Raw genomic sequence first — 13,042 nt, 5'->3', positions numbered from 1 at the left:
TGCGCGTCAAGGCTGGCGCTCCGCGCCATCGCGCGTTGCGCGACAAGGCCTTGACCCGCCCCCGCCGGCGAACGGTCATGAGGCGGAGGGTCGATGCGAGGCATCGACCCTCCGATCAAGCCAGCGATCACGCCAGCGCATGCTGGTGTTGCCCCGTTGTCGCGAGGGGAGCCGTCCCGGAAGTCGCCTGACAAGTCACCAGGTCGCTCTGGTCGAAAGTTTTGTTGGCGCGGAGGAGAGCATTCGCCAGGGTCACGACGCGTCGCCCTGTGGCCACGATGGCGAGCTTGGCCGGTTTGCCGGCGTCTCTCATGGCGCGATAGGGTTTTCGGAAAGCGGGACAGGCGCGTGCGGCGACCATGCCGGCCATGTAGAAGGCAGTCCGCAGGCACGGCCGGCCGCCAGCGATGGCATGGCGGCCGGGATGGGCCCCGCTCTGGCTGGGATGAGGAGCCATGCCAGCCAGGCTCGCGGCGGCCTTGCGGTCGAGCCGTCCAAGCTCGGGCATATCGGTGATCAGCACGCCGGCGATGCGCCGGCCGATCCCCGGGATCGAGGTGAGGATGATGCGCTTACGGGCCAAGGCCGGGTCGGCAGCGATGCGCCGGTCGAGCTCGGCTTCAACCTCGGCACAAGTCCGCGTCAGGGCCTGGAGGACGGCCCGGTGGCTGTCGACGATCATCGGATCGAGGGCCTGGGCCAGCCGGGTCTTCTCCATGGCGATCAGCTCGGTGAGCTGGCGCCGGCGCGTCGACAGAGCCTTGAGGGTCACCTGGTCGGCCGTGGGAACCGGGCGCAGAGACTCGCTCATGCGATGAGCAAAGCGGGCGATCAGCGCCGCGTCCAGCCGGTCGGTCTTGGCGATCAGCCCCTCGGCAGTGCGGAAGGCCTTGACCCGTCGCGGATCAATCAGCGCCACCGTGAAGCCGGCGGCAACGAGGGCATGCACGAGAGGCTGAGCGTAAGGACCGATCGCCTCCAGGGCGACGCGTATGACGCCTCGTTGCCGCAAGGCCGCGATCAGGCGCTTGATGCCGGCCGGATTGTTGTCGCAGCGCATCGGCTTGCCGGCAGGATGGAAGCCGAGATCGAGGAAGTGCTTGCCGGCATCGATGCCGGCCACCAGTCCGGGACTGAGCATGGGCGGATCCTGTCCTGTACGCGGGCGTCCGCGCGAGCGGAGCCCCAGCGACTGTTCGGAGGAACGCGACAGGGCATCCGGGATCGTGCCAATCGGCGATCGCGGCACAGGCGTTGCTGAGCTACGCCTGCGTCGGACCGGAAATACCTCAGATCGCCGGACGCCCAAGCCGCACTGAAGCACGGCTCGTCGTCAGGTACAGGAAGTACCTGCTGTGCCTGGAACTGGCTGACGCCGGTTTCGACCACACTGTCTTGAGCGAGTTCCGCACGCGCCTTCTCGCGCATGGAGCGGAAAGCCGGCTCTTCGACGCGACCCTCGAACTGGCACGAGGGCGTGGACTGCTGAAGGGCGGCGGGCGCCAGCGCAGCGACTCCACGCACGTCCTCGGGGCGATGCGCACCATGAGCCGGCTCGAAGTTGTCGGGGAAACACTGCGCCACGCGCTGAACGAGCTGGCGACGGTGGCGCCCGACTGGCTGCGCGCGTGCACGACCCCGACGTGGGTCGAACGCTACGGGCTTCGCGCGAGCGAGTTCCGGCTGCCCAAGAGCCAGGCTGGCCGGCGGGCGTGGGCGGTGCAGACCGGTATCGATGGGTTCACCTTGCTGGCTCTCGCCACAGCGGACGGCGCGCCGCCGGTCCTGCGGGACGTCGCGGCCCTCGAGATCCTGCGACGCGTCTGGGTGCAGAACTTCCTCGTCGAGCACGGGCCGGACGGCGCCCGCGTCGCGTGGCGGACGAACGATCAGGTGCCACCGTCGGGTCGGTACATCGGCTCGCCGTACGACGTGGAGGCGCGCTACGCGAGCAAGGGCGCGACGGTGTGGAGCGGCTACAAGGTGCATCTGACCGAGACGTGTGACGATGGCACCCCGAACCTGATCACCCACGTCGAGACGACGACCGCCGCGGTCTCGGACGACGCGACGACCTCGACCATCCACGCGGCGCTCGCTGCACGGGGCCTGCTGCCCAGGACACACATCGCCGACACCGGCTTCGTGAACGCGGCGCTGTTCGTGGAGGCCCAGGAGCGCCACGGGATCGATCTGATCGGCCCGACGCGGGGTGATCGGCAATGGCAGGCCCAGGCCGGCGCCGGCTTCGCCGCGCGGGACTTTACCATCGACTTCGCTCAGCGGCGGGCAACGTGTCCGGGAGGGAAGGAAAGCCAGAGCTGGACGCCCACGCTCGTCCACGGCACGACACCGGTGATCAAGATCAAGTTCGCGGTCCGCGACTGCCCGGGATGCCCGCTGCGCCCGCAGTGCACACGCTCAAGGTCGGCACGCCGGGCGATCACGATCCGCCCCAAAGCCCAGCACGAGGCGTTGCGCGTCGGGCGGGAGCGGGAGAAGACCGCGGACTTCGCAGCCGAGTACGCCCGGCGAGCTGGCGTCGAGGGCACGATTGCACAAGGTTTGCGGTCATCTCGGCTCCGGCGGACACCGTACTTCGGACAGGCCAAGACGCACCTCGCCCATCTGATGACGGCAGCGGCGATGAACTTGGTGCGACTGCTGCGGTGGCTCGCAGACGAACCGAAGGCGCGAACACCCCACTCAGCCTTTGCTCGGCTGCATTCACTCGCAGCTTGACTGCGCCGCGCCGGATTCGTCACCAATATCACTTCGTGTGGCGCGGAGGCGGTCAAAACCGAGCAAGGACACGTTGCCGGAGAAGCGCGAAGCCAGCGGGGACTGTCAGGATTTCCGTGTTCGGGCGGGCATGATGGGAACGCAGGAGATCCCCGATGGCCCGCCGCAAAGCACCCAGCATCCGCGATGGCGTGCTCGACCAGTTGCTCGCCGGTGCTGATCCAAAGACCGCCTTCGATCCCGGCGGCTTGCTCGACAGCCTCAAGAGGGCGCTGGCCGAGCGCGCCCTGAACGCCGAGATGGACCACCATCTCGCGGGCCAGGACGGGGCCGACGCTGGCAACAGCCGCAACGGCTATGGCAAGTGGACGGTCACCACCGACACCGGCACGTTCGAGCTGGCCGTGCCGCGCGATCGCCACGCCACCTTCGACCCGCAGCTCATCGCCAAGTACCAGCGTCGCTTTCCCGGCTTCGACGAGAAGGTCATCTCGCTCTACGCCCGGGGCATGAGCACCCGTGAGATCGTCGGGCACGTGCGCGATCTCTATGGCGTTGAGGTCTCGCCCGACCTGATCAGCGCGGTGACTGATGCCGTCCTGGAGGAGGTCGCCGCCTGGCAGGCTCGGCCGCTCGAACCGGTCTACCCGATCGTGTTCTTCGATGCTCTGCGGGTGAAGATCCGCGACAAGGGCTTCGTGCGCAACAAGGCGGTCCACCTCGCACTCGGGGTGCGGGCTGACGGAAGCAAGGAGATCCTCGGGCTCTGGATCGAGACCAACGAGGGCGCCAAGTTCTGGTTGCGCATCATGACTGAGATGAAGAACCGCGGCGTCGAGGACATCCTGCTGGCGGTCGTCGACGGCCTGAAGGGCTTTCCCGAGGCGATCGTTTCGGTATTTCCGGAGGCCACAGTTCAGACCGGCATCGTTCACCTCTTGCGCCACAGCCTGGACTTCACCTCCTACAAGGACCGCAAGTCCGTCGCGGCAGCGCTGAAGGCGATCTACCAGGCCACCGATGCCACAGCGGCGGAGAAGGCGCTGACGGCGTTTGAGGAGGGCGAGTGGGGCCGCAAGTACGGCGCCATCGGCCAGAGCTGGCGACGGGCGTGGAGCGAGGTCATCCCGTTCTATGCCTTCCCGGCCGACGTGCGCCGGATCGTCTACACGACGAACGCCATCGAGGCTTTGAACGCCAAGCTGCGCCGGGCGGTGCGGGCCAGGGGCCATTTTCCCTCGGACGAGGCCGCACTGAAGCTTCTGTTCCTGGTCTTGAACCGCTCCGCGAAGGAGTGGAGGATGGCGCCGCGTGAGTGGGCCATGGCCAAGGCGCAGTTCGCCATCCTCTTCGGCGAGCGCTTTACACGGGCCATGGCCTGAGCAGGTTCAACCGCCTGCCCAAACACGAAATTTCCGACAGTCCCCGGAGATATGAAGCCCCCACCGGAACACGCCCCCGCGCCACACGAAGTGCGGAAGAACCAAGGTTCGAAGCCCGTTTACAACTGCGGCCCATCTCACGAGAGAATTAGCGAAATCACCTCCCGGCACGGGCGGTCCCCCGGATCTAGGTCCGCCCGACGGGTGAGCCTCCGGGTCTCATTAGGCGGCCTCTCGGGCCGCTGCCAGGGCGAATTCCTGGGGCGTCCGCCACCCCAAAGCTGTGTGAGGACGGCTCTCGTCGGACTGCCGCCGCCACGCCTCGATCTTGGCCCGGGCATCGGCCAACGAACAGAACCAGTACGCGTTCAAGCGCCGGTCGCGGAGGCGGCCTTTAGACGACTCGACCAGCGCATTGTCGGTGGGCTTGCCAGGACGTGAGAAGTCCAGCATGACGCCGTTCTCGTAGGCCCAGCGATCGAGCCGCCTTCGAGACGAACTCAGGCCCGTGATCGACCTGAATCGCACCCGGTGCTCCGCGCAGGAGAGACAAGCGGGCGACGACAGCCACGACCTGCTCGCCCTTGATGCCCTGGTCGATTTCGATCGCCAGCGCCTCACGCGTGAAGGCATCAACCACCGTCAGGGCCCGCAACCGTCGAAGAGCGCGCCACCTGTCAACGAATATTACTCCAGAAACGATGGTTTCCAATGGTGGCTACCTCACTGGCTCGTGGCGAGTTTTTTATCCACGAGGGCGTTATACTGGTGGCGTGGTAATGTAATGCATCGCCGATGATATTTGGCAGTTCACCCATCACGGCGCTTTGGGCGACTTTATATATCTCATCAAATTGAGAATTGTCGCCAAACTTTAGCTTACTTATCAATTTGTAATTCGGATCATCTATGTTCCAGCAGGAAAACTGGCGCCTTTGTAGGCATACTTTGGAAATTGTATTAGGATAACGTCCGGAGTTAACGCGATTAATGATAACGTTAGCAACGGCTTGGATGCCCTTCAATGGTTCGCCACGAGCCTCGCCATAGAGAGTGCGCGCCAAAACTAGTATCTCAGCGGCAATTGCGCTATCGCTGTCCGGCGGCGGAGCTGATAGCGCGGGCTTGCCAGGTACGGGCGCCTTATCCCAAATCTCACCAAGGCCGAGAGCACGACCTGTATCAGGCCCAACCTCTCCATCGACAGCAATCCCGACGTGATTCTGGAAGGCACTAACAGCTTTAGCGGTTACTAGGTCATAGACTCCATCGATTTGAATAGGCGCGAGATACTCCAAATCAGCTAATCGCTGCTCGATCTGCTCGACGCACGGGCTATATCCGGCCAGTGGCTGGAGTACTTTGAAGATTAGATTTTCACCACCTGTTCCGTCAGGTGTATCATAAAGTACCCCTGGTATGAGAACGCCAGTATTCCATTCCCGGCCGGTTGCTTTAGATTTCACAACGCCATATTTCGCGCCTCTCGCCTCGTAGATATCTTCACCATTGCCCAATGAGATAGCTATATGTCCATACGGAGGGGGCTCCCCGCTGGGTGGGAAACGCAGAAGTATGGCACCTGGAATATGGAGCGCATCACGCCAGCTTATCATAATGCCCAATTTCTCAGCATCTCTTTTCCAGTAACCGGTGTAAGAATTGTATTTGCTAATAGGATCTATCACCACCCCATAGGGAATATCGTAAGCTCGAAATGCGCAATAGGAGACATACTCAGCGCAATCGAAGGGGCCGGGCCAATCTGGCTGATCATATTGTGGCGTCGGAGTGAACGCGTACTTCTTGCCGAGATGCTGTTTAGCTACGTCGAGAATCGTAGCTCCAAGCTTGTAGCTGACACTCTTCCGCCGTTGACTCGGATCTGCTTCCGACACATTTGCGCCTGGACTGAGCTGGGACCCGCCGACTTCATGCGAAGGGAACTGCAAATCGTCATTCGTTGCAACAAGCAGCTCGAATGCAGCACCGGGCGGACTTGACGGTTGGGACCATTCTGCCTTCGCAAGCCAGTGCAGAATGCCTCGGCACAAAACAATGGCGCATTCGCGAGAAGCAGATACACCGCCCGGGCTGGAAAGTCTATCAACAATTTCTTTGCTTATTAAGATCGTATTCGGACGATTAGGGTCATATTTCCCCCGGCCGTCACTATTTTCGACAACATCAACCTCAATCCACGGATTAGTATTTAAATTTAACGCCTCATATACATCATCATCTCTAACCCCTGAGGACTCGATTAGAGCCTTGCAGAAATTCGGGCTGTTAGAAACCGCCTCACCAATTTCTTCCAATAGGGATCCTAACAGCGGATATTTACTTTCAGAGTTGGCAGTTATGCGCATAGTAGCTTCCTATTAATCTAGACAGGATTCATCGCACGCTAAAAGTCTCAGCAAATAAGTTCGCGATTTCGGCTGGACTTTTACTGCGTATCACGCTCTCGATCTGGCTTTGTTTGTCAATGCCCCATCTTTTTTTCTCATCCGAGGTCATTTTAGAAAAATTCTTTCTCACGAATTCGACGATTGACGATTTAGTTCCATCGTCTATTTTCCCAGAGCAATCTTGTGCTGAGCAATTAAGCCCAACATTCTCTTTGCTCAGAAACAATTGAATGCTCCTTGCTAAACGTTCGTCCGCTTCTCGAAAATTGTCACTGGGGCTTGGGGGCTTGATTCCGGCGCGCTGCCATTGACCTGATAATATACACTCTAAACTTTCAGGGCCTGAACCAATAACAAGTATTGTTCCCACTGGTACCGAAAATGGTCCGGCAACACAAAAATCAGAATATTTTTCTGGGCATTTTTGATCAGAATTTACCCAGCCACCGTTTTTGCATGAAAATAAGTACTGCTCTACACGATCCCCTTGCACTTTTGGGAGGCAGGATGAGGCTCCTTCGCTGTACGCGAAACCGCCCTTGAGGCATTGTGGTTGCGCCAAACTAAGCTGTGGGAATACAATAAGGGCAGCAAGGAGCAGAAAGGAACGCATGACGATTCCTAGCATGCGGTTTGGAACTTTGGGCGATTGTACGTCCGGTTTGAGTTTAACGTCAAGGACCATGTAGCATTTTGAGTAATTACTCATACGCTTGGCTGCGAGGAAAGATGCCGGTGGACTCCAGGATGGTGACGGGGGTGTTCGCGCTCGAGAAGCAGGCAGTTCAACGGTAGTGCCCACGTCTGCCTTGCCCTATGCCACCAACCTTACTTGGTGGCCATTTGTCAGCTTCGGATACACCAAAGCCGGGCGAAGCGCCGGTCCACCGATATTGCTCGTGAACGCGACCTGACTGAGATTGAGAGAGGGGAAAACGTTAAGTCTGTTCCAGGCGCACCTAATCTTACAGTGTAAGGTGCACGTCGGATCGCAGTGACCAGATGTGACAAGAGTCTCGGACAGTTGCCGCTTCAGGTCTCGGCTCTTGGCGGCTAGGGTCGAAGCGGCCAGATTGGTGACGTGCACTGGCCGGCTGGACACAGGTCCCGATTGCCGGGAGCAAGCGAAATTTATGCATTACTCGATAAGGACACAAGATGCCGCCGTTTATCGGTAGCCAACCAGATCAAGCAAGTTAGGCGAATCGGGTAGCTGAAGGCGACGCGTGCGTGCGCACGATATCACTCTTGCTTCTCTGCGCTGCCAAGCTCTTCTGAGCGCGTTGCTCCTCACCTGCCCTCTGATACCACGTGAACTCGCGGCTGCCATTCAAAAAACCCGTGACTACGCAGCATTGTTGTGAGACGCTATCGAACAACGATCCGAATCGGCCTGTTGCGATGCGGCAAACGACCATATGCGTACCTCTTGAGGTAAAGCCGGAGAGCTGTAGCCGCCTCTCTGCTCTGATTGACCGGCTTAAGTGCGAGCTCGATCAGGCGGGGGACCCTTATGTGCCAAATTTTGTGAAGCTGCACGAGAGAGTTCCAGTGCTTCATTTCATGTCTTTCAGTATATTTACCTCGGAAAATTACGATGAGATCTTTATTATAGAAGCCAACTTTGATGGAGAGGCAGGCCCGTTCTGGGGACAGCTTGAGGCGGTCATCGGAGAACGCCTCCGCGCAATGGTGCGTTGCTGCAAGCGGCCGCTCGACGGGTCCGGCGATCTCTATGACGCAGTGACCCATTCGGCAGCCTCGAGGCCGGTTGCGGCCTATTTCGAAGCGCGTACCCAAGCGCCCAGCGTTTTCTTCCACGGCAACCGCGGCCTGAGTCGGGACTGCATCCTGCAGGACCACGCGCTGTTCCTGTCGCTTCGAGATGAGATAGACGACCTGTCACGGTCGGGACCAAATCCCTACCGGCAGGTGTCCTGTGCCGAAGCGCACCGGCGCCTGCGGCTCAAGATGGATCTGCGTTTTCCCTGGCTCGACGAGCCAGCTCCGAAGCGGATCAGCACGATGGAGTCCGTTATGGACTATATCCGGTTAATCCGTTTTCTGGTCGTAACCCTCCTTGTCCTGTCACTGCCTGGCGTAATGATTGCGCCACTGGTTCCATGGCAGCTCTACCTCATCATCGTGGCAGCCGGTGCCTCGGGCGTGGTGACGCTACTCTACACTAATCGCAAAGCGATCGCCGGGACTGAGGTCGTCAACCGCGTCGGCGTATCATTATTTGGCCCGAGGCGCCTCCTGCTGCTGCTGTCGGGCATCGCCGTCTACGTGATGTTGGCGGTACTCGTGCTATCGCCTGTGGTCTTCATGGTCCACGGACTCCGTGTCGTGGCGGGAGCGATGAACCTGGGATACGAGGCCCAGCTCTGGCCGGCATTCTTTGATGCTGCGCGCGCCGTGCTCCTCGGCCTTCTCAGCGTCGTTCTTACTCTTCCCCTGCTGTTCCTACTCATTCGATACAACGAGATGCGGGACAGCAGCCAGGATGCTCCGCCCGTCAGCGAGCGTGCGGTGCGCGAGATCGTCCGGCGCGAGGATTGGATTGCTCAGAACCACATGGGATCCATCGTGCTTATAAAGCCCGGCGCATTAATTGCGGCGATTATCCGTGCCGGGCATTACGGCCTTGGCCTGCTGCTGCGCGTAGACCGGCGGGCACGGCAAGGTTATCTGGGAAGCATGCGCACGGTGCATTTCGCACACTGGGCCTTCCTTAATAATGGAAGCCGGCTATTGTTCTTCTCGAATTTCGACCACAGCTGGGGCAGCTATTTAGACGACTTCATTGAGAAAGCGCATATCGGACTGACCCTTGCGTGGGGATGTGGCGTCGGGTTCCCACCCACACGCATGCTGATCTACGATGGCGCGAGCCACGGGCGGCAGTTCAAGAACTGGGCACTCGCATCTCGAGCCATCAGCCGGTTCTGGTACAGCGCCTATCGCGATCTCACCGTAGATCAGATCGAGCGCAATCACCGGATCGCTAATGGATTGCGCAAGCGGACTGTCAGTGAGGAGGAGGCAAGGGCATGGCTGGCGGAGCTGTGAGCACGCGGACGGAAGGCGAGCCCCGACCGAACTGGAAGTTGGCCGATCCGGTCGCCAAGTGCACGCAGGGCCTCGTCGCGAGTGGATTTGCGCATCTTCCATTCGGTCGCGCACTCTTTCTCGAATTTGCGTGGGACGACCGTGTGCAGGGCGGTATGTGGATGCGCCAACTCGCTCAAAGGGTTGAGATCAACGACGGGGCGCCGGACGAGAAGACGCCGTGCGCTGCGGCGCTTGCCTTCACCTGGACCGGCCTACAGAGGATGGCGCTCGACGCGCGGGCACTCGCCTCATTCTCGCGACCGTTCCGCGAGGGGATGTTCCAGGAGGACCGCCTGCGCCGCCTTGGCGACCGTTGGAGAGGCAAGTGGTGCCAGACCGTCATCAAGGGCGGCCCACGATGGAGCGGGAATGTCCCGCTTAATGATCCAACCCGGCCAGACCACAATTGGATCGGCGCGACCACGGTTCCGCGTTCTGGCCCGGCGGAGGAGGACGTGCGCACGCCGCTTACGGTGCACGCTCTCCTGCTTCTTTACACCAGAACGATGGAGGAGGCAGAAGCTTGGTCCCAGCGCGTGCGGGAACTGCTCGGCGAAGCGGGCGTCGTAGTCGTTCACGAACTTGACCTGCTGCTCGATGTTCAGAAAAAGGAGGGATTCAGCCGCGAGCATTTCGGCTTCGCGGATGCCCTCTCGCAACCCATCCCATTCGGCCTGAAGGAGCCGACGAACGAATCCGAGCTGGTGCGCTTCAACGGCGCGCCCGCGCCGAAAGATCCAGTCCAAGGCGTACCCCTCGGCGAGATCCTGATGGGATACCAGAACGGCCACAGCGAGCCGGCGCCCGGCCCTGTGGTGGCCCGTCAGAAAGAGGGCGATCTAAGCGCCGTAGACACGCGAATTGAGAAGGCCGGCCTGCCCGAACACTCGCTGGCCGAAGGGTTCGCCGATCTCGGGATCAACGGCAGCTATCTCGTCGTGCGCGAGCTGAAGCAGGACGTTGCCGCCTTCTGGAACTCCTTTCATGCCAATGCGACGCGCCTCAAGGAGGCTGATCCGAGTATCGGCAACATCGACGCCAGGTGGCTCGCGGAGCGGGCGGTCGGGCGCAGCATTGACGGACACTTACTCTGTCCTGGAAACGTCACTCTGCCACCAGATCGGTATCGCATGCCCGACAGCAGCTTTCGGTTCAGTGTGTCCGACCCGCGCGGGCTCGGCTGTCCGCCGGGCAGCCATATCCGCCGCGCCTTCCCGCGGGACGGACTATCTCACTTCTCGACCGAGGAGAGTCACGAGACTATGCTGCAGGCGGCCAACAATCACCGCATCCTGCGCCGGGGCCGCAAATATGGCACCGAAATTGCCAATCTTTGCGAGGACGATGAAGCGGATCGCGGCCTGCTTTTCATGTGTCTAAACACGGATATTGAGCGTCAATTTGAGTTCGTCCAGCAGAATTGGCTGCTGAACTCCACCTTCTCGACGCTTTTCAATGAGGTCGATCCCCTGGTTGGACCCGCGGGTCCTCTCACGATCCCGCAGGATCCATTGAGACGTACCGTGCACGTAGAGACCTACGTTCAGTTGGTCGGCGGCGAGTACTTCTTTTTGCCGAGCATGCCGGCACTACGTTACTTGTCGCTGCTATGAACATTTTAACTTTGAACAAATACTTTCGGCAACAGCCCAGCGGTATCCGCGGTTGGCTGATGGACAGGGCGCTATCCACCGCCCCGTTCGTCATGAGCGTGCTGCGGCGGTGGGCCCCGATTGCAGGCTTTCGCTCTGTCTGGATTGTCACGCGTTACGACGACGTGCTGGAGGTGTTCGGCAATGATCGCGTCTTTAGCGTCCCGTACGCCGACAACCTCCGAGTGATCACCGGGAATCAGCCCTTCTTCCTCGGAATGGGCAACACGCCCGAGTATCGCGAGCAGCTGAATGCCATGCGGGCAGTGGTGCGCCCAGATGACCTACCCAGGCTTGGCGCCGAGGCCGAAGCGCGTGCCCGGGCGCTTATCGAGGAGGCGGGCGGGTGCGTGGACGTGGTCACGCTCGTCCGGCGCGTGAGCTTTGGGCTCATTGGCGACTATTTTGGCGTCCCGGAACCGAAGGACGGAAGCCTTGCTGTTTGGGGCTCTCGGCTATTTGAGTTTCAGTTCACCGGGTCGCTCACCGACGTCGCGTGGGTCGCCGAGGCGGACGAGATCGCGCGCGCGTTCCGCGACCATATCGACCGGGCGATCGCGACCAGGAAAGCCGCGCGCGGCCGCGTGGACGACGTGCTTGAGCGCTGCCTCGCGCTGCAGGCCGCAGGCCAGCCAGGCTACACGGACCCGGAGATCCGCACCGCGCTCCTCTGCATGGTAGTCGGCGGGCCGCCACAACCGCCGATGGTGGTGCCGCAGGCATTGGAGCAGCTGCTCCGCCGCCCAGAATGGCTGGCCCAGGCCCGCCAGGCGGCGCGTGCGGGCGACGACGCCCGCCTGCACGACATCGTCTTTGAAGCAATGCGATTCGATCCGCTCGCTCCTGGGCTCAAGCGCACTGCCCTCCAGGACTGTGAGCTCGCATCCGGCACCAAGCGAGCGAGAACGATCCCGAAAGGCGCAACGGTTATCGCCTCGTTTGCATCTGCTATGATGGACGGGCGCCGCATACCGGAACCGCGCCTCTTCGATCCGGACCGTCTGCCTTACGAATACATTCATTTCGGCCACGGCCTCCACGAGTGTTTCGGGCAGCACATCAATCACGCGACACTGCACCGGATGTTGAAGCCTCTGCTCGCGACAAGGGAGCTCCGCCGCGCGCCAGGAGCATCCGGCCACCTTCGCAAACGTGGCGCTTTCGCACAAAAGCTCGATATCATCACCTCGTAAGGCCGCAAAGACCCTGCCGACATTCCGAATTGTGACCGCCTACAGGCTCGCGATCCACACCGGACTGCCAGCTCGGTTGCTTTGAGAAACGGCCACCAAACGTTCGATGTCCGCCGTCAGCGCCCGTAGGACAGAGAGGTGGCTTGGTATGTCTGAACAGCGCCCTGGGTCTGGATAAGTGGGATCCTGCCGGGTTCAGGTGGCTGCGGCAAGCAACCCATCGACACAGCTGAGGATTTAAAGCGACGGGGAATCGGCCTTGAATCCGTGCCTGACGCCATTGACACCTCGTCGCCCGGCGGGATGCTCGTCTTTCACATGCTGGGCGCCATTGCCGAGTTCGAGCGGGCGCAAATCCGCGAGCGCACAACAGCAGGGTTGGCAGAGGCACGCCGGAGGGCCGCGTGGGGGGGCGACCGAAGCTGATGGAACCAAAGCATGTAGCTGCCGCCCGTGCGTTGCTGACGGATGGCTCTCGCACCTCGAAGGAGGTTGCTGCCCACTTTAACGTTTTGAAGGCCACCTTTTACCAGCATCTCGGCGCGGAG

Annotated in this window: 8 protein-coding genes and 2 pseudogenes; 6 read left to right on the top strand and 4 right to left on the bottom strand. The window is 61.0% G+C overall.

The window, feature by feature from the left end; genetic code table 11:
• Positions 1–127: 127 nt before the first annotated feature.
• A complete protein-coding gene (locus MET2598_RS0131080) occupies positions 128–1,141 on the bottom strand; it encodes an IS110-like element ISMtsp9 family transposase (protein ID WP_018263363.1) in 1,014 nt (337 codons plus the stop codon).
• 203 nt (positions 1,142–1,344) lie between these two features.
• On the opposite strand from MET2598_RS0131080, the pseudogene MET2598_RS0131075 reads away from it, so the two are divergent.
• A pseudogene (locus MET2598_RS0131075) lies at positions 1,345–2,742 on the top strand (IS1182 family transposase); the annotation flags it as partial.
• Positions 2,743–2,897: 155 nt separating this feature from the next.
• The gene (locus tag MET2598_RS0131070; protein ID WP_018263507.1) at positions 2,898–4,124 is read left to right on the top strand and encodes an IS256 family transposase; all 1,227 of its coding nucleotides are present in this window, start codon (positions 2,898–2,900) and stop codon (positions 4,122–4,124) included.
• A 222-nt stretch (positions 4,125–4,346) separates the two neighbouring features.
• On the opposite strand, the pseudogene MET2598_RS37685 reads toward MET2598_RS0131070, so the two are convergent.
• The 3 genes and pseudogenes from MET2598_RS37685 to MET2598_RS41690 form a co-directional block, all read right to left on the bottom strand.
• A pseudogene (locus tag MET2598_RS37685) lies at positions 4,347–4,785 on the bottom strand (integrase core domain-containing protein); the annotation flags it as partial.
• A gap of 16 nt (positions 4,786–4,801) precedes the next feature.
• Positions 4,802–6,493 carry a cell wall hydrolase gene (locus tag MET2598_RS40065; RefSeq protein ID WP_157182295.1) on the bottom strand — a complete coding sequence of 564 codons (1,692 nt, stop codon included), beginning with the start codon at positions 6,491–6,493 and terminating at the stop codon, positions 4,802–4,804.
• A 28-nt stretch (positions 6,494–6,521) separates the two neighbouring features.
• Entirely contained in the window at positions 6,522–7,148 is a 627-nt protein-coding gene (locus MET2598_RS41690; RefSeq protein ID WP_157182294.1) for a hypothetical protein, read from the bottom strand.
• Between the two features lie 938 nt (positions 7,149–8,086).
• On the opposite strand from MET2598_RS41690, the gene MET2598_RS0131060 reads away from it, so the two are divergent.
• The 4 genes from MET2598_RS0131060 (at position 8,087) to MET2598_RS43930 (ending at position 12,920) form a co-directional block, all read left to right on the top strand.
• Positions 8,087–9,607 carry a hypothetical protein gene (locus tag MET2598_RS0131060; RefSeq protein WP_210163412.1) on the top strand — a complete coding sequence of 507 codons (1,521 nt, stop codon included), beginning with the start codon at positions 8,087–8,089 and terminating at the stop codon, positions 9,605–9,607.
• A complete protein-coding gene (locus MET2598_RS0131055; protein ID WP_018263504.1) occupies positions 9,589–11,262 on the top strand; it encodes a Dyp-type peroxidase in 1,674 nt (557 codons plus the stop codon). Before MET2598_RS0131060 ends, MET2598_RS0131055 begins: the two co-directional genes overlap by 19 nt.
• Positions 11,263–11,321: 59 nt before the next feature.
• On the top strand, positions 11,322–12,494 hold the full coding sequence (locus MET2598_RS37675) for a cytochrome P450 (RefSeq protein WP_157182292.1): 1,173 nt from the start codon (positions 11,322–11,324) through the stop codon (positions 12,492–12,494).
• Between the two features lie 174 nt (positions 12,495–12,668).
• On the top strand, positions 12,669–12,920 hold the full coding sequence (locus MET2598_RS43930) for a recombinase family protein (protein ID WP_084673963.1): 252 nt from the start codon (positions 12,669–12,671) through the stop codon (positions 12,918–12,920).
• Positions 12,921–13,042: the final 122 nt, after the last annotated feature.

This window comes from Methylobacterium sp. WSM2598, assembly GCF_000379105.1.
Lineage (GTDB): Bacteria > Pseudomonadota > Alphaproteobacteria > Rhizobiales > Beijerinckiaceae > Methylobacterium.
Note: the sequence above shows the minus strand (reverse complement) of the source record. Positions and strands in the feature narration are given on the sequence as shown.

Excerpts from the sequence above, each read along its gene's own strand:
- MET2598_RS0131080 (WP_018263363.1), bottom strand. The coding sequence starts at position 1,141 with ATGCTCAGTCCCGGACTGGTGGCCGGCATCGATGCCGGCAAGCACTTC.
- MET2598_RS0131070 (WP_018263507.1), top strand. The coding sequence starts at position 2,898 with ATGGCCCGCCGCAAAGCACCCAGCATCCGCGATGGCGTGCTCGACCAG.
- MET2598_RS40065 (WP_157182295.1), bottom strand. The coding sequence starts at position 6,493 with ATGCGCATAACTGCCAACTCTGAAAGTAAATATCCGCTGTTAGGATCC.
- MET2598_RS41690 (WP_157182294.1), bottom strand. The coding sequence starts at position 7,148 with ATGCGTTCCTTTCTGCTCCTTGCTGCCCTTATTGTATTCCCACAGCTT.
- MET2598_RS0131055 (WP_018263504.1), top strand. The coding sequence starts at position 9,589 with ATGGCTGGCGGAGCTGTGAGCACGCGGACGGAAGGCGAGCCCCGACCG.
- MET2598_RS37675 (WP_157182292.1), top strand. The coding sequence starts at position 11,322 with ATGGACAGGGCGCTATCCACCGCCCCGTTCGTCATGAGCGTGCTGCGG.